General features: G+C 66.9%; 14 protein-coding genes. 13 read left to right on the top strand and 1 reads right to left on the bottom strand.

The genetic code is table 11. The features are described 5' to 3' along the window. The first annotated feature begins 76 nt into the window (after window positions 1-76). The 5 genes from dprA (at window position 77) to BMZ25_RS11240 (ending at window position 6245) form a co-directional block, all read left to right on the top strand. Window positions 77-1240 (top strand): DNA-processing protein DprA, encoded by a 1164-nt coding sequence (dprA, locus tag BMZ25_RS11260; protein WP_092693620.1) that lies wholly within the window; start codon window positions 77-79, stop codon window positions 1238-1240. 269 nt (window positions 1241-1509) lie between these two features. Next, a complete protein-coding gene (gene topA, locus BMZ25_RS11255; RefSeq protein WP_092693618.1) occupies window positions 1510-4353 on the top strand; it encodes a type I DNA topoisomerase in 2844 nt (947 codons plus the stop codon). 168 nt (window positions 4354-4521) lie between these two features. After that, complete coding sequence (locus tag BMZ25_RS11250) at window positions 4522-5217, top strand: CoA transferase subunit A (protein ID WP_092693615.1); 696 nt, start codon at window positions 4522-4524, stop codon at window positions 5215-5217. A 100-nt stretch (window positions 5218-5317) separates the two neighbouring features. Beyond that, a complete protein-coding gene (locus tag BMZ25_RS11245; protein ID WP_092693612.1) occupies window positions 5318-5947 on the top strand; it encodes a 3-oxoacid CoA-transferase subunit B in 630 nt (209 codons plus the stop codon). 7 nt (window positions 5948-5954) lie between these two features. Continuing rightward, a complete protein-coding gene (locus BMZ25_RS11240; RefSeq protein ID WP_092693608.1) occupies window positions 5955-6245 on the top strand; it encodes a GNAT family N-acetyltransferase in 291 nt (96 codons plus the stop codon). A 9-nt stretch (window positions 6246-6254) separates the two neighbouring features. Here the strand turns inward: BMZ25_RS11240 and BMZ25_RS11235 are convergent, their stop codons facing one another. Further along, the gene (locus tag BMZ25_RS11235) at window positions 6255-7067 is read right to left on the bottom strand and encodes a lytic transglycosylase domain-containing protein (protein ID WP_092693606.1); all 813 of its coding nucleotides are present in this window, start codon (window positions 7065-7067) and stop codon (window positions 6255-6257) included. 352 nt (window positions 7068-7419) lie between these two features. Between BMZ25_RS11235 and BMZ25_RS11230 the strand changes: the two genes are divergently transcribed. The 8 genes from BMZ25_RS11230 to BMZ25_RS11195 all read left to right on the top strand — a co-directional run bounded on the left by BMZ25_RS11230 (window position 7420) and on the right by BMZ25_RS11195 (window position 15942). Continuing rightward, entirely contained in the window at window positions 7420-7665 is a 246-nt protein-coding gene (locus BMZ25_RS11230; protein ID WP_092693604.1) for a Flp family type IVb pilin, read from the top strand. A 126-nt stretch (window positions 7666-7791) separates the two neighbouring features. Next, window positions 7792-8640 (top strand): Flp pilus assembly protein CpaB, encoded by an 849-nt coding sequence (gene cpaB / locus BMZ25_RS11225; protein WP_092693602.1) that lies wholly within the window; start codon window positions 7792-7794, stop codon window positions 8638-8640. A gap of 177 nt (window positions 8641-8817) precedes the next feature. Further along, on the top strand, window positions 8818-10248 hold the full coding sequence (locus BMZ25_RS11220; protein WP_092693600.1) for a type II and III secretion system protein family protein: 1431 nt from the start codon (window positions 8818-8820) through the stop codon (window positions 10246-10248). A 5-nt stretch (window positions 10249-10253) separates the two neighbouring features. Further along, the gene (locus BMZ25_RS11215; RefSeq protein WP_092693596.1) at window positions 10254-10937 is read left to right on the top strand and encodes an OmpA family protein; all 684 of its coding nucleotides are present in this window, start codon (window positions 10254-10256) and stop codon (window positions 10935-10937) included. A 269-nt stretch (window positions 10938-11206) separates the two neighbouring features. After that, window positions 11207-12475, top strand: a complete 1269-nt coding sequence (locus BMZ25_RS11210; RefSeq protein WP_092693593.1) for a CpaE/TadZ family protein — start codon at window positions 11207-11209, stop codon at window positions 12473-12475. A gap of 23 nt (window positions 12476-12498) precedes the next feature. Next, window positions 12499-13980 (top strand): TadA family conjugal transfer-associated ATPase, encoded by a 1482-nt coding sequence (locus BMZ25_RS11205; RefSeq protein WP_092693591.1) that lies wholly within the window; start codon window positions 12499-12501, stop codon window positions 13978-13980. A 3-nt stretch (window positions 13981-13983) separates the two neighbouring features. Then, window positions 13984-14952, top strand: a complete 969-nt coding sequence (locus tag BMZ25_RS11200; RefSeq protein WP_092693589.1) for a type II secretion system F family protein — start codon at window positions 13984-13986, stop codon at window positions 14950-14952. A 12-nt stretch (window positions 14953-14964) separates the two neighbouring features. Continuing rightward, window positions 14965-15942: a type II secretion system F family protein gene (locus BMZ25_RS11195; protein ID WP_092693587.1), complete on the top strand. Its 978-nt coding sequence runs from the start codon at window positions 14965-14967 to the stop codon at window positions 15940-15942.

Here is a 15942-nt window from a genome sequence, read left to right as displayed (position 1 = left end):
CCCTTCTTCCCGTTCACCAAGTGTTAACCACGCAAACGCCAGTCTGATCCTGCAAGTTGGCGGAGGCAGGCGAGCGATGGATCATATCCCTTCCCTCACCCCCCTCACCCCCCCCCACTCCGAGGAAGACAGTTTCGACTGGCTCCGCCTCTTGCGCTCTCGACGGGTCGGCCCGTCGACCTTCTTCCGCCTGATGGCCGAACACGGCAGCGCAAGCGCCGCACTCGCGGCGCTGCCCGAGGTCGCCCGCGCCGCCGGCGTCGACCGTTACGCCCCGTGCCCGCCCGAACGCGCTGCCGAGGAAATGCGCGCCGCCCGCCTCGCCGGGGCGCGACTGCTGTGCTGGGGCGGGCCGGGCTATCCCGCCGCGCTGTCCGATGTCCCGGACCCGCCGCCGCTTCTCTGGGCGCTCGGCGACACCTCCCTGCTCGACCGGTACTGCGTCGCGCTGGTCGGCGCGCGCAACGCCTCGAGCCTGGGCACACGCATGGCCCGCAGGCTGGCCGAAGGGCTGGTCGGCAGCGGCGCCGTGGTCGTGTCGGGCCTCGCCCGCGGCGTCGACACCGCCGCGCATGTCGGCGCCGGCCCGACCGCGACGGTCGCGGTGATGGCCGGCGGCGTCGACGTGGTCTATCCCGCCGAGAACGCGGTGCTCGCCCAGGAAATTGCCGAGGGCGGCCTGCGCCTGTCCGATCAGCCCATGGGCCTGCAGCCCCAGGCCCGGCATTTCCCCCGGCGCAACCGCCTGATCGCCGGCCTGTCCCGCGGCGTCGTCGTGGTCGAGGCCGCGGCGAAGTCCGGCAGCCTGATCACCGCCCGCGACGCGCTCGACATCGGGCGCGACGTCCTGGCGGTGCCGGGCCATCCCTTCGACGCCCGCGCCGCCGGCTGCAATTTGCTGATCCGCGACGGCGCGACCCTCGTTCGCGGCCCGCAGGACGTGGCCGAGGCGCTGTCCCTGGAACAGCCCTCGCGCCCCGCCGCGCCCCCGCAAAGCGACACAACCAAGCCCGCCAAACGCCGCAAACCGCGCCCCGACCTGCGTGCCGCGAATGCCCTCCACCGCCAGATCCTCGACCGCCTCGGCCCCAGCCCGGTTGCCGAGGACCAGCTGATCCGCGACCTCGGCCTCGCCCCCGGCACCGTGACCCCGCAACTCGTCACGCTGGAACTCGACGGACAGATCGAACGCCGCCCCGGCGGCCTGCTGACCCGGCCGGGCTCGGACAGCCGCGACTAGGGTCCCCTGAGCGGGACGACGCTCGGCTCGGTCCTTCTCGCCTCGCACTACGCGGTCGACGCCAATGCCGGCGCGGGCGTCGCGCTGGCCTGCTGGTGGGGCGCCGCGCGGCGTGTCGCGGGCCGGCCGGAACCCGCCGGGCGCTCCGCCGTTCCCACCGCGCATTGACCCCGGGCCGACCCCCCGGGACCCGATGCGCAATTGACAACGCGGGCAGCCTTCCCACATACAGCGCCGCCGCTGCCGCGGTTTCAGTGGAAAGGATCTTCATGCCGGTTGTCGTCGTCGAGTCCCCAGCCAAAGCCAAGACAATCAACAAGTATCTCGGCTCCGACTACACCGTGCTGGCCTCGTACGGGCACGTCCGCGACCTGCCGCCGAAGGACGGCAGCGTCGACCCCGAGCACGACTTCGACATGAAATGGGAGATCGCCAGCGACAGCCAGAAGCACGTTCGCGCAATTGCCGACGCGCTCAAGGACGATCCCTCGCTCATTCTCGCCACCGACCCCGACCGCGAGGGCGAGGCGATCAGCTGGCACCTGCAGGAGGCGCTGCACAAGCGCCGCGCCCTGAAAAAGGACACGCCCGTCAGCCGCGTGGTGTTCAACGCCATCACCAAGAGCGCCGTGACAGAAGCGATGGAGAACCCGCGCGAGGTCGACGGTCCGCTGGTCGAGGCGTATCTCGCCCGCCGCGCGCTGGATTACCTCGTGGGCTTCAACCTGTCGCCGGTGCTCTGGCGCAAGCTGCCGGGCGCGAAATCGGCGGGCCGGGTGCAATCGGTCTGCCTGCGCCTCATCGTCGAGCGCGAGATGGAGATAGAGGCGTTCCGCGCCCAGGAGTACTGGAGCGTCAAGGCCCTGCTGACCACGCCGCGCGGCCAGGACCTCGAGGCGCGGCTGACGATGCTCGCCGGCGAAAAGCTCGAGAAATTCTCGATCAAGGACGCCACCCATGCCGAAATGGCGGTTCAGGCCGTCACCAGCCGCCAGCTATCGGTGCACAGCGTCGAGGCCAAGCCGGGCACCCGCAACCCCTCGGCCCCGTTCATGACCTCGACCCTCCAGCAGGAGGCGAGCCGCAAGTTCGGCATGGGCGCGCGCCAGACGATGAGCGCGGCGCAGCGGCTCTACGAGGCGGGCCACATCACCTACATGCGGACCGACGGCATCGACATGGCGCCCGAGGCCGTGATGGCCGCCCGCGACGCGATCAAGGACCGTTACGGCGAAAAGTACCTCCCCAAGTCGCCGCGCATGTACAAGAACAAGGCGAAGAACGCGCAGGAGGCGCACGAGTGCATCCGGCCAACCAACATGGACAGGGATGCCGGCTCGCTCGGCCTGTCCGACCCCGATCAGCGCAAGCTCTACGACCTGATCTGGAAGCGCACCCTCGCCAGCCAGATGGAGGCCGCCAGGCTCGAGCGGACGACGGTCGAGATCCGCTCGCAGGACGGCCAGGTCGGGCTGCGTGCCACCGGGCAGGTGATCATGTTCGACGGCTTCATCCGCGTCTACGAAGAAGGCCGGGACGAACCCGCGGGCGAGGATGATGACAACCGCCTGCCGCAACTGACCGAGGGCGACCCCCTGGGCTTTGCCAAGGCGTCGCTGGACGAGCAGTTCCGCAAGGCGGGCGAGAACGGCCCCGCCGCCGACGACGTGATCGAAGAGACGAGCGATCCGGCGATGCGCAACAACGGCGCGGCGGTGCTGGCGGCGAACGAATCCGTCCTCGGCCTGCGCCACTTCACCCAGCCGCCGCCGCGCTACACCGAGGCGACGCTGGTCAAGCGGATGGAGGAACTGGGCATCGGCCGCCCGTCGACCTATGCCAGCATCGTCACCACGATTCAGGACCGCGAATACGTCCGCAAGGAGCAGAACCGCCTGATCCCCGAGGACAAGGGGCGGCTGGTAACCGCGTTCCTGACGAACTATTTCCGGCGCTATCTCGAATACGACTTCACTGCCGACCTCGAGGAACAGCTCGACGACATCAGCGCCGGCGACCGCGATTATAAAGAAGTGCTGCGCCAGTTCTGGCAGGACTTCTCCGCCGCCATCGCCGAGACGTCCGAACTGCGGATCACCGAGGTGCTCGAGAAGATCAACGAGGTGCTCGAGCCGCATCTGTTCCCCCCGCGAGAGGATGGCGGCGATCCGCGTACCTGCCCCAATTGCGGCGACGGCCGCCTGTCGATGCGCACCGCGCGCTCGGGCGGCGCCTTCATCGGATGCTCGAACTATCCCGAATGCCGCTTCACCCGCCCGTTCGGCCCGCCGAGCGCAGCCCCCGAGGCGCCCGCCATCCCGCCCGAGGGCAAGCTTCTGGGCGAGGATAACGGCGACCCGATCTGGCTGCATGACGGCCGCTTCGGGCCCTATGTCCAGCGCGGCGACGTGACCGAGGAGAACAAGAAGCCCCAGCGCCAGTCGCTGCCCAAGGACTGGGCGCCGGACAGCGTCGATCTGGAGAAGGCGGTGAGGCTGCTCAGCCTGCCCCGCCGGGTGGGCGAGCATCCCGAGGACGGCGTGCCGATCTGGTCCACCATCGGACGCTACGGCCCCTACCTCAAGCACGCCGAAGATCCGACGGCCAAGGGCAAGACCGCCCCCCTCGCCGAGATCGACGACGTGTTCACCATCGGCATGAACCGCGCGGTCGAGGAACTGGCCAAGAAGGCGACCCGCGGCCGCGGCCAGGCCGCCGAGCCCCTGCGAGAGCTGGGCGAGCATCCCGAAAGCGGCGGCCCCGTGAACGTGATGAAGGGGCGCTACGGCCCCTACGTGAAATGGGACAAGGTGAACGCCACGCTGCCCAAGGACCTCGACCCGCAGGAGGTCACGCTCGAGCGCGCGGTCGAGCTGATCGCCGAGAAGGCCGCGAAGGGCGGCAAGAAAAAGACCGCCGCCAAGAAGAGCAGCGGCACCGCCGCCAAGAGCGCGTCCAAGTCCACCTCAACGGCCAAGAAGTCGACGGCGAAGAAGTCCACAGCCTCGAAGTCGACGGCATCCAAGAGCACCGGCGGCACGAAGTCGTCGACCGCCAAGAAGGGCTCGACCGCGAAGAAGAGCGGCACCTCGGGCTCCGGCTCGGACGCCTGACACCGCCGCCACCGGGCGCTGCCATCGTGCAGACGCCCGGTGCACGCGCGGTGCACGTTCCGTGCACGCCCGGTGCACATGCCCGCCGCCTTACCCCGCGGCCTCAATTGACACTTTCCGGGTCCCTCGGCACTGTGCCACCAACCCTGATTTTTACGGAGTTGAGGCATGAAGAAGGTCTACGGAACCGCCGCCGACGCGCTTGACGGTCTGCTGTTCGACGGAATGTTCATCGCCGCCGGCGGCTTCGGCCTGTGCGGCATTCCGGAGCTGCTGCTGTCGGCCATCCGCGACGCCGGCACCAAGGATCTGACCTTTGCCTCGAACAACGCCGGGGTGGATGATTTCGGCATCGGCATCCTGCTGCAGACCCGCCAAGTGAAGAAGATGCTGTCGTCCTACGTGGGCGAGAACGACACCTTCATGCAGCAGTATCTTTCGGGCGAGCTCGAGCTCGAGTTCAATCCCCAGGGCACCCTGGCCGAGCGGATGCGTGCCGGCGGCGCCGGTATTCCGGGCTTCTACACCAAGACCGGCGTGGGCACGCAGATCGCGGAAGGCAAGGAACACAAGGACTTCGACGGCGAAACCTACGTGCTTGAACGTGGCATCTTCGCCGACCTGTCGATCGTCAAGGCCTGGAAGGCCGACGACACCGGCAACCTCGTGTTCCGCAAGACGGCGCGCAACTTCAACCCGCCGGCGGCGATGTGCGGCAAGGTCTGCGTCGCCGAGGTTGAAGAGATCGTCCCGCGCGGCTCGCTCGACCCCGATTCGATCCACCTGCCCGGAATCTACGTGCACCGCCTGATCCAGGGCGAGCACGAGAAGCGGATCGAAAAGCGCACGGTGAAGGCGGCCTGACATCCCGGTGCACGGGCCGCTGCCACGCGCCGGCCCGAGCCGACCATCACACCTGACTGACCGCGGCCGCCCCGCCGCGCCCAATGTTTAAGGAGAGAGCATGCCCTGGGATCGTGAACAGATGGCCGCCCGCGCCGCGCAGGAGCTCGAGGATGGGACGTATGTCAATCTCGGCATCGGCATCCCGACGCTGGTGGCGAACTACATCCCCGACGACGTGGACATCACCCTGCAATCCGAGAACGGGATGCTGGGCATGGGGCCCTTCCCGGACGAGGACCACGTCGATCCCGACCTGATCAACGCCGGCAAGCAGACCATCACCGAGCTGAACCGCACCGCCTATTTCGACAGCGCGACCAGCTTCGGCATGATCCGCGGCGGCAAGATCGCGATGGCGATCCTCGGCGCCATGGAAGTCGCCGAGAACGGCGACCTTGCGAACTGGATGATCCCCGGCAAGCTGGTCAAGGGCATGGGCGGCGCGATGGACCTCGTCGCCGGCGTCAAGCGCGTCGTCGTGGTGATGGACCACACCAACAAGGCGGGCGAGTCCAAGCTGATCAAGAAATGCACGCTGCCGCTGACCGGCACCGGCGTGGTCAACCGGATCATCACCAATCTCGGCGTGCTCGACGTGGTCGAGGGCGGCCTGAAGATCGTCGAGACGGCCGACGGCGTGACCGAGGACGAGATCCGCGAAAAGACCGTCGCCAACATCGTGAACTGATCCGCCCATGACCGACGACGCCATCGATCGGGAGACCGGCCCCGCCCGGGGCCGCTACTCCCTCCGGCGCGACGGCGCCGAGGCCGAACTGACCTATTCGGTCGTCTCGGACCACAAGATCATCGCGGATCACACCGGCGTGCCGGATGCACTGCGCGGCACAGGCGCCGGGAAGGCGCTTGTCGCCCGCATGGTGGCCGATGCCCGCGCCGAGGGGGTGAGCATCGTCCCGCTCTGCCCCTTCGTCGACGCCATGCGCCGCCGCACCCCCGATTGGGCCGACGTCTTTACCAGCTGATCGGATGTCTCAGCCCTGGCCGGCGGCGCTGCCGATGAAGACGCAGCCGTCGGACATCAGCTGCGGCGGCGTCACGCACAACCCCCGGGCGGCCTTCCAGGCGGCCAGCACCTTGGGCACGTAGGCGCGCGTCTCGGCATAGGGCGGCGGACCGCCGTGGCGCTTTACCGCGTTCTCTCCGGCGTTGTAGCCCGCGAGCGCCAGCAGCGGATCCTCTCCGAACTCGGCCAGGAGCCAGTCGAGATAGGCCACGCCGCCCCTGATATTTTCGGCCGCCACGTCGGAATCGGCCACGTCGAACCGCGCGGCCGTGGCAGGCATCAGCTGCATCAGCCCCTGCGCCCCGGCCGAGCTGACCGCCCTGCGCCGCCCGCCCGATTCGACAGAGATGACCGCCAGCGCCAGCGCGGGCGAGACGCGGGTGCCGACCGTGGCCTTCAGGATCGCCGCCCCGTGACGGTCGGCGATCGGACGAAGCTCCTGCAGGCGGGGGACACGAATCGCGCCGCCCCGTTCGACCCGACGCAGCGCCGTCTCCAGCCGGTCCAGCCCGGCGCCCGGCAGATCGTCCCAGAACCACCCGGCAAGTTCAGGGGCCGACGGCGCGTCTCCCTGCCGTTTGGTTCGCTTTTTCTCTTTCGGAGCGACAGGTTCGGGCGGTTTCGGCGCGATCTGCACCGTGATCCGCTTCTTCGCCCCCGGCTCGGGTGGCTTCACGCGCTTGAAGGTAAAGTCCTTGAACGGCGGCGGATCGCCCGCGCAGACCGGGCCCGCACCGAGCACGGCCGCCATCGCGGCCAGCGAAAGGAATCGAATCAACATGGGGTCTGCCCTGCCCCTGCGGTCTGTGCCTGTGTTCTTGCGACTCAGCATGCCCCCGCTTGCCCCCTGCGCCAAGCCGGGTCCGGGCGCGGAATGCCATTCTGATGCCAATTTACGTCGCCGCCGCAAACGGCTGAAACCGTTCAAAACTTAAGATTCTGTTAGGATTCGGCGGCTACTTGTCTAGAAGTCTCCGCTTCCCGGAACCGCGCGAAATCGTCGTTCCCCGAACAAATTTGCGCCCCATTCGACCGGCTATATGAGCCCCATGACGGACGGGGCGGTTACCAGTGAATGCCGGTCGCGGCCGTCCCGAAACCGAACCAAAGCTTGCATCCGAACGGAGGACACCATGGATTTCTTCAAGCTCTACAAGAAGTTTCAGAAAGACGAAGACGGCGCCGTCACGGTCGACTGGGTCGTGCTGACCGCAGCCATCGTGGGCCTGGGCATTGCTGTGATCTCTTCCGTGAACAGCGGAGTGACAGATCTCGCAGATGGCGTCAAAAGCAGCCTGACGGATGCGGAAGTGAACGGCATGAGTGACCTGAGCACCGCAGCGACCTCTTCGAGCTCGGGAACCGGAGACGACGGCTAATGCTACCTGTCTGGGCTTGGAAGTCACGCGTAATGCGCCTCCAAGTCCAGACAACGCTCTTTCCCACCGTCGTTTGCACAATCGCAAAGACTGCCTGACAAATCGCCGAGGTCGACGAAGTCCGCCATGAGATCAATATTCGCAGTGGTATTAGCTCTCGGTATCGGCTTGGCCGGATTCGCTGTCTATATGGCTCAGAACTATATCGGCGCTTATCAGGCCGCTTTGGAGAATGAGCGTGCCAACAATCAGCCCCAAGTCCCCACCACCCAAGTCTTCGTCCTCAGCGAATCCGTCCGTTACGGCCAGCGCCTGACGAAAGAAGACGTCCGGCCGGTCCTCTGGCCTCAGGCGGCCATCCCCGAAGGTGCGTTCACCGAAGCGGCGGCACTCTTCCCCGAAGGTTCCGAGCCCAGGACCGTGCTGCGCACGATGATCCCCGGCGAGGCGGTGCTGGCGGAGAAGGTGACCGAGCCCGGTCAGGATGCGGGTGTCTCGTCGCGGCTGACGCGGGGGATGCGGGCGTTCGCGATCCGGGTGGACGTGACCTCGGGCGTGTCGGGTTTCCTGCGGCCCGGTGACCGGGTGGACGTGTACTGGACGGGCACGCTGTCGCGCTCAAACGGAAGCCGGCAGGAAGTGACCAAGCTGATCCAGACCAACGTGCGGCTCGTGGGCATCGACCAGTCGGCGGACGAAGACCTGTCGAACCCCGTGGTCGCCCGCACCGTCACCGTCGAGGCGACGCCGACCGAGGTGGCGGGGCTGGCCCAGGCGCAGAGCACCGGGCGGTTGTCGCTCAGCCTCGTGGGCGCCGAGGACGACACCGTCGCCGGCCAGGTCGAGGTGGACCAGAAGAGCCTGCTCGGCATCGTCGAGGAACAGGTCGTCGAGGTCGAGAAGGAGGAAACCTGCTCGATCCGGACGCGCCGCGGCTCCGAGGTGGTCGACATCCCGATCCCGTGCACGAACTGAGGCACGCGCGACACATGACGGCGGGGCTTTCCCCGCCGTTTTTCGTCTGTTGCACGTTGTCCACATAAACGCTGCGCGGCAAACGCCTGAATATTGCAAACAATTGCGAACCGGCGCAGGCTTTTGACCAACGGGCCGAAAGAATGCCCGCCCGATGTGGCGAAAGAGGCAGTATCGATGCGACTTCCACGGGTTCTGGCAGCCGTCCTGACGGGGGCGGCGCTGTCGCTTGGCATCATGGCCCCGGCCGGGGCGCAGACCCTGCGCGTGATGAGCGACACGACCGCCAACGACCTGAACGTCCCGATGAACCGGGCGGTGGTGGTGGAATCGGACCAGCCCTTCGCCGAACTCAGCATCGCGAACCCGGCCATCGCCGATATCTCCACCCTGTCGGACCGGACGATCTACGTGCTCGGCAAGGCGCCGGGACGCACGACCCTGACGCTGCTCAACGCCGAGGGGCGACTGATCACCAATGTCGAGGTGCAGGTCACCCCGGACATCACCGAGTTCAAGGAGCGGTTGCGCCAGATCCTGCCCGGAGAGCCGATCGAGGTCCGCACGGCGAACGACGGCATCGTCCTGTCGGGCACGGTGTCGAGCGTGACGAAGCTGGACCGCGCGCTGGACCTCGCGCAGCGCTATGCGCCCGAGCGGGTGTCGAACCTGATGAATGTCGGCGGCACCCAGCAGGTGATGCTAAAGGTGCGGTTCGCCGAGGTCGAGCGCTCGGTCAGCAAGTCGCTCTCGTCGTCCGTGGCGCTCAGCGGGACGGCGGCGGGCGGCGACATCGGCACATCGACCGGCAACGGCGTCTTTGCCGACAACGGCGCGCGGGACAACGTGCTGGGCGGCAACGACTACACCTCGCAGACCTCCCGCGAGGGCACGCTGGAACTGGGCTTCAACGCCGGGGCGCTGCAATTCGCCGTGCTGCTCGAAGCGCTGGAAAGCGAAGGGCTGGTGCGCACCCTGGCCGAGCCGAACCTCACCGCCCTGTCCGGGCAGGAGGCGAGCTTTCTCGCCGGCGGCGAATACCCGATCCCGGTGTCGGACGAGGACGGCGGCGTGACCATCGACTACAAGCCGTTCGGCGTCGAACTGGCCTTTACCCCGCGCGTGGTGGACACGGACGTCATCAACCTGCAGCTCAACGCCGCGGTCTCGGGCATCGACAGCAGCGTGACCTACCAGGCCGAGGGCTTTTCCGTCAGCTCGTTCCGCCGGCGCGAGGCCTCGACCGTGGTGGAACTGCGCGACGGCGAGAGCTTTGCCATCGCCGGCCTGCTCGAGGACGATTTCCAGGATCTCAAGGGCCAGGTGCCGTGGCTGGGCGATGTCCCGGTGCTGGGCGCCCTGTTCCGCAGCTCTGAATACCAGCGCAGCCAGAGCGAACTGGTCATCATCATCACCGCCCACCTCGTGACGCCGACGCGTGGCGAGGCGCTGGCGATGCCCACCGACCGCATCACTCCGCCGACCGAGTCGGAACTGTTCCTGCACGGCCGCACCAGCGGCGGCAATCCGCGCCGACCCACCCGCGGCGCGGCGGGCGAAGTCGCCAAGCAGGATTTCGGCGGCTCCTACGGCTACGTGATGGAGTGAGGCAGATGCGCAGGACCCTGGCCCCTCTTCTGTTGTCCGCGGCCGGCCTCGCCCTGGCCGCATGCGAGGCACCGCCCTCGGCCGACTGGTACCAGGAGGCGGGCGCGGACATCGACGAGGGCGGCTTCGGCAACCCGACGATGCAGAACACCCGGCTGATGACCGGCGAGGCCACCGTCCTGCAAAGCCTCAACACGCGCTTTTCGCGCGAGGTCGACCCGATGGTGAACTTCGCGTTCAACTCGGCCAGCCTGTCGGCCGAGGCGCAGCGGACGCTTGCGCGCCAGGCGACCTGGATTCGGCAATTCCCCGAAGTGCGGTTCCGGGTCTATGGCCATACCGACCTCGTCGGATCGCAGGCCTACAACAAGCAGCTGGGCCTGAGACGCGCCCAGACAGTGGTGTCGTTCCTGACGTCGCACGGGATCAGCCGCTCGCGGCTCGAGGCCGTGGCCTCGTTCGGGGAAACACAGCCGCTGATCGTCACCCAGCAGCCCGAGATGCGGAACCGCCGCACCGTGACCGAGGTCACCGGGCTGGTCGGCGGGCATCCGATGGTGCTGAACGGCAAGTATGCACAGGTGATCTTCCGCGAATACGTCGCCAGCGCGACCGAAGTTCCATCCACTGGCGGCGCGGGCGACGGTGGTGGCGGCCCCGGCGCGGGTGGCGGCGGCGGAGAAGGCTGATCGCCGGCACGCGTTCCGTCGCGCGGCAGCACTGCCGGGATCGTTTCCGTCGCGTTCTCGTGCTGACCCCGGTCGATTGGGGCATGTTGCCACGGCCGGTGTTCAGAATGACCGGATAATTTCGGTTTTTTGGCCGTAATGTCGCCAACATTCATCGTCATCACCGATGTCTGGGCGCCCTGTGGCCACGCGGTCGCCGGCGCCGCGACGGAGCCTGCGCCGAGAACCGGAAAGAGGGGTCGCTCCGGAAGAGGAAGGACCGTAACGCAATGACGCCAAGTGCAGCTGTTCAGAGTGACCCGGCCCCGATCGTGGCCTGCACGATCTGTCGGGACGTCCAGAACTTCGATCTGCTGATCGAGGACATGGAATCCGAGCTGGGCGAAGGCTGGGGCGACCTCTCGTTCGCCGACGCCGCGGTCTTTCTGGAACAGCCGGATGCCGAGAGCCTCGAATTCATCGCCATCGCGATGGACGAAGAGGACGAATCGAACATCGGAACCATCGCCGCGCTGATAAAGTCGGCGGTCAAGCGCGACATCGCGGCGATCGTCATCGCCGAGGAAGTCAGCCCGATAGTGCTGCACCAGCTCCTGCGGCTGGGCGCCAAGGAATTCGTCCCCTACCCGCTGCCCGAGGGCGCGCTGCACGACGCGATCGAGCGCGTCCGCACGCCCCCCGCCCCGGCGCCCGTGGCAGCACCCCCGGCCGAGCCGCAGGCAGAAGAGCCCCACACCAACCGGCTGAAGCCCAAAAAGGATTGCGAGGGCGTGATCCTGCCGGTGCACGGTCTTGCCGGCGGCGTCGGCGCGACGACCTTTGCCGTTAACCTCGCCTGGGAACTCGCCAACATCGAGAAGAAGAACCCGCCGCGGGTCTGCATCCTGGATCTCGACCTGCAATACGGGTCGGTGGCCACGTATCTGGACCTGCCGCGCCGCGACGCGGTCTACGAATTGCTGTCCGACACCGAGGCGATGGACAGCGAAAGCTTCATGCAGGCGCTGCTCAGCTTCAACGAGAAGTTGCACGTCCTCACTTCGCCCGCCGACATGCTGCCGCTGGACCTGGTGACGCCCGAGGACATCGGGCGGCTGTTGCAGGAGGCGCAGGCGAACTTCGACTATGTCGTCATCGACATGCCCTCGACCATCGTGCAGTGGACCGAGACCGTGCTTTCGGCGGCGCATGTGTATTTCGCGCTGTTCGAGCTGGACATGCGATCGGCGCAGAACGCGCTGCGGCTGATCCGGGCCCTCAAGGCCGAGGAACTGCCTGTCGAGAAGCTGCGCTACATCCTGAACCGCGCCCCGAAATTCACCGATCTCAGCGGCAAGAGCCGCGTCAAGCGCCTGGGAGAGAGCCTCGATATCTCGGTTGAGGTCCGGCTGCCCGATGGCGGCAAGCAGGTGGTGCAGGCCGGTGACCACGGCGTCCCGCTGGCCGAGATCGCCAGAAAGAATCCGCTGCGGCGCGAGGTCCAGAAGCTCGCGAAATCCGCCCATGATCTGAACCGTTCGGCCGCGACCGGCGGCTGACAGCGACGCCAGAGCTCCCTGCCATGTTCTCGCGCTACAAGAAGACGACCGACTCCAAGCCGGCACAGGGTGCCGCGCCGACGCCGCTGAAGGGCGTGCCGTCCCGTGCGCAGCCCACCGAGACACCCGCCGCCCCCGCGAAGGAGCTGCCCGCGCGGCGCAACGCGCGCTCTGCGCCCGCGGCCGAGACGCCCGCCAAGGCGAAACCGGTCGACCGCGAGAAGAAACGCAAGGAACGGCTGAGCGACATCAAGGTCGAGCTGCACAAACGCCTTCTCGACAACCTGAACCTGTCGGCCCTGGAAACCGCCGCCGAGGCCGACCTGCGGGCCGAGATCTCGTCGATCGCGGGAGAGGCGCTCGACGAGATGGGCGTCGTTCTGAACCGCGAGGAGCGGCAGACGCTGACGCAGGATCTCTATGACGAGGTCAAGGGACTGGGCCCGCTCGAAACGCTGCTCAAGGACGACAGCGTGGCCGACATCCTTGTGAACGGGCCGCAGCAGATCTTCGTCGAGCGCAACGGCCGCCTGCAGCTGACCGACGTCACCTTCAAGGACGAGCGTCACCTGCTGCGGATCATCGACAAGATCGTCTCGGCCGTGGGGCGCCGGGTGGACGAGTCGAATCCCTATGTCGACGCCCGCCTCGCCGACGGCTCGCGCTTCAACGCGATGGTGCCGCCGATCGCGGTGGACGGTTCGCTCGTCTCGATCCGGAAGTTCAAGAAAGAGAAGCTGGCGATCGACGACCTGGTGCAGTTCGGCGCCTTTTGCGAGGAGATGGCGCTGTATCTCGAGGCCGCCGTGTCGACCCGGCTGAACGTGATCGTCTCGGGCGGGACAGGCTCGGGCAAGACCACGACGCTGAACGCGCTGTCGAGCTTCATCGACGATGCCGAGCGCATCCTGACGATCGAGGATACCGCCGAACTTCAGCTGCAGCAAACCCATGTCGGCCGCATGGAAAGCCGCCCCGCCAACGTCGAGGGCCGGGGCGCGGTCAGCCAGCGGGACTGTCTCAAGAACGCGCTGCGGATGCGGCCCGACCGGATCATCGTGGGCGAGACCCGCGGCGAAGAGGTCATCGACATGCTGCAGGCGATGAACACCGGCCACGACGGCTCGATGACCACGATTCACGCCAACAGCGCGCGCGACGCGGTGAGCCGGCTGGAGAACATGATCGCGATGGCCGGGATCGAGATGCCGATCAAGGCCGTGCGCAGCCAGATCGCCAGCGCCGTCCACCTGATCGTGCAGGTCAGCCGCCTGCAGGACGGCAGCCGCCGCATGACCTCGATCACCGAGGTCACCGGCATGGAGGGCGACGTCATCTCGATGCAGGAGATCTTCCGCTACCAGCGGCTCGGCCTGACGCCCGAGAACAAGATCCTCGGCCATTTCACCGGCACCGGCGTCCGCTCTCATTTCGCCGAACGCTTCCGGATGTGGGGCTACAACCTGCCACCGGAAATCTTCGAGCCCTTCCACCCCGGAGCCTGATCCATGGTCATTTCCGCAGAACCGCTGATCTACGGCCTGATCTTCGTGGCCGTGCTCGTGCTGGTCGAGGGCCTCTACCTTACCGTGTTCGGCAAGTCGATCAGCCTGAACAACCGAGTCAACCGCCGGCTCGACATGCTCGAAAAGGGCAAGGGCCGCGAACAGGTTCTCGAACAGCTCCGCAAGGAGATGTCGCAGCACATGAAGAGCCAGCAGGTGCCGCTTTATGCGCTGCTGGCCCAGAAGGCGCAGAAGGCGAACATCGCCTTCTCGCCGACGCAGCTGATCATGGTGATGGTGCTTCTCGCCGCCGTCGCCTTCGTCGCGCTCAGCCAGGCGACGCAGGCCTCGCTTCTGGTGCGCGCGATCGTGGCCGTGGGCATGGGGATCGGCGGCGTCTTCGTCTGGGTGAACGGCAAGGCGAAGAAGCGCATGGCCATGATCGAGGAGCAGTTGCCGGACGCGGTCGAACTGATGGTCCGTAGCCTGCGCGTCGGGCATCCCTTCTCGTCCGCGCTGAACATCGTCGCCAAGGAAGTGCCCGATCCGCTCGGCTCCGAGATGGGCGTGATCGCGGACGAATCCGCCTATGGCCGCGACGTGGGCGATGCGCTCAAGGGCATGGCCGAACGCCTGGACATGCAGGACCTGCGCTTCCTCGCCGTGGCGGTGACGATCCAGCAGCAATCGGGCGGCAACCTGGCCGAGATCCTCGACGGGCTGGCCAAGGTGATCCGCTCGCGCTTCAAGCTGTTCCGCAGGGTGAAGGCGATCACCGCCGAGGCGAAGTGGTCGGGCATGTTCCTGTCGGGCTTTCCACTGGTCGCGCTGGTCGGCATCAACGTCATCAGCCCGGACTACTACGCCGACGTGAAGGACACCGGCGCCTTCATCCCGGCCTGTCTCGTCGTCGCCGCCTTTCTCGTCGTCAACATCTTCGTGATGAAGGCGCTCGTGAACATCAAGGTCTGAGGAACGCCCCGTATGGAAGCCATCAACGCCATGCTCGTCGACATGCTGGGCCCCGCGGGACCGCTGCTGGCCGTGGGCGGTCTGGGCATCCTGCTGATCGCCTTGTCGATCCCGTTCATGCTCAGGGGCCGGAAGGATCCGATGGATCGTTTCCGCGACCAGGTGAAGAGCGGACGCGCCGAGGAACCCGAGCCCAGCCGGCTGCGGGTCGGCAAGAAGGACAAGCTGGAGAAATACTCCAACTTCCTCGAACCGCAGGACGAGGAGGAATATTCAGCGATCCGGGTCAAGATGATGCAGGCGGGCTACCGCTCGAAGAACGCGGTGCGGATGTATTACTTCGCGCAGTTCGCGCTGGGGCTCGGCTGTCTTGCGGCCGGTGTGCTCTACGCTCTTCTGACCCAGGGCGACGACGGCGCGAGCACGCAGAAGATGATCATCTCGGTCCTGCTGCCGGGCGGCATCGGCTACATGGCGCCGAAATACTGGATCACCAAGCGTCAGCAGACCCGGCAGGAAGAGATCACCAACGGGTTCCCGGACAGCCTCGACATGATGCTGGTCTGCGTCGAGGCGGGGCAGTCGCTCGACCAGGCGATCATTCGCGTCAGCCGCGAGATCCGCGCGGGCTACCCCGCCCTCGCCGACGAGTTCGAGATCGTCAGCCACGAGATCAAGGCCGGCAAGGACAAGATCACCGTGCTGCGCGACATGGCCGAGCGTGCCGGCGTGTCGGACGTGTCGAGCTTTGTCACCGTGCTGATCCAGTCGCAGCAATTCGGCACCTCGATCGCGGATGCGCTGCGCGTCTATGCCGGCGAGATGCGCGACAAGCGGGTGATGCGCGCCGAGGAAAAGGCGAACACCCTGCCCACCAAGATGACGCTCGCGACGATGATGTTGACGGTGCCGCCGCTGCTCATCATCCTGCTCGGACCCTCGGTCTACGGGATCACGCAGACCCTGGGCAACATGGGTGGCACGCCGTAG

The sequence above is a fragment of the Tranquillimonas rosea genome (assembly GCF_900111315.1).
GTDB lineage: Bacteria > Pseudomonadota > Alphaproteobacteria > Rhodobacterales > Rhodobacteraceae > Tranquillimonas > Tranquillimonas rosea.
This window is presented reverse-complemented; position numbering and strand designations above follow the sequence as displayed.

What these genes read in the sequence shown, in the direction of transcription:
- BMZ25_RS11220 (WP_092693600.1), top strand. Translation starts at nt 8,818, where the DNA reads ATGCGACTTCCACGGGTTCTGGCAGCCGTCCTGACGGGGGCGGCGCTG.
- BMZ25_RS11195 (WP_092693587.1), top strand. Translation starts at nt 14,965, where the DNA reads ATGGAAGCCATCAACGCCATGCTCGTCGACATGCTGGGCCCCGCGGGA.
- topA (WP_092693618.1), top strand. Translation starts at nt 1,510, where the DNA reads ATGCCGGTTGTCGTCGTCGAGTCCCCAGCCAAAGCCAAGACAATCAAC.
- BMZ25_RS11245 (WP_092693612.1), top strand. Translation starts at nt 5,318, where the DNA reads ATGCCCTGGGATCGTGAACAGATGGCCGCCCGCGCCGCGCAGGAGCTC.
- BMZ25_RS11205 (WP_092693591.1), top strand. Translation starts at nt 12,499, where the DNA reads ATGTTCTCGCGCTACAAGAAGACGACCGACTCCAAGCCGGCACAGGGT.
- BMZ25_RS11250 (WP_092693615.1), top strand. Translation starts at nt 4,522, where the DNA reads ATGAAGAAGGTCTACGGAACCGCCGCCGACGCGCTTGACGGTCTGCTG.
- dprA (WP_092693620.1), top strand. Translation starts at nt 77, where the DNA reads ATGGATCATATCCCTTCCCTCACCCCCCTCACCCCCCCCCACTCCGAG.
- BMZ25_RS11235 (WP_092693606.1), bottom strand. Translation starts at nt 7,067, where the DNA reads ATGTTGATTCGATTCCTTTCGCTGGCCGCGATGGCGGCCGTGCTCGGT.
- BMZ25_RS11210 (WP_092693593.1), top strand. Translation starts at nt 11,207, where the DNA reads ATGACGCCAAGTGCAGCTGTTCAGAGTGACCCGGCCCCGATCGTGGCC.
- BMZ25_RS11230 (WP_092693604.1), top strand. Translation starts at nt 7,420, where the DNA reads ATGGATTTCTTCAAGCTCTACAAGAAGTTTCAGAAAGACGAAGACGGC.
- BMZ25_RS11240 (WP_092693608.1), top strand. Translation starts at nt 5,955, where the DNA reads ATGACCGACGACGCCATCGATCGGGAGACCGGCCCCGCCCGGGGCCGC.
- BMZ25_RS11200 (WP_092693589.1), top strand. Translation starts at nt 13,984, where the DNA reads ATGGTCATTTCCGCAGAACCGCTGATCTACGGCCTGATCTTCGTGGCC.
- cpaB (WP_092693602.1), top strand. Translation starts at nt 7,792, where the DNA reads ATGAGATCAATATTCGCAGTGGTATTAGCTCTCGGTATCGGCTTGGCC.
- BMZ25_RS11215 (WP_092693596.1), top strand. Translation starts at nt 10,254, where the DNA reads ATGCGCAGGACCCTGGCCCCTCTTCTGTTGTCCGCGGCCGGCCTCGCC.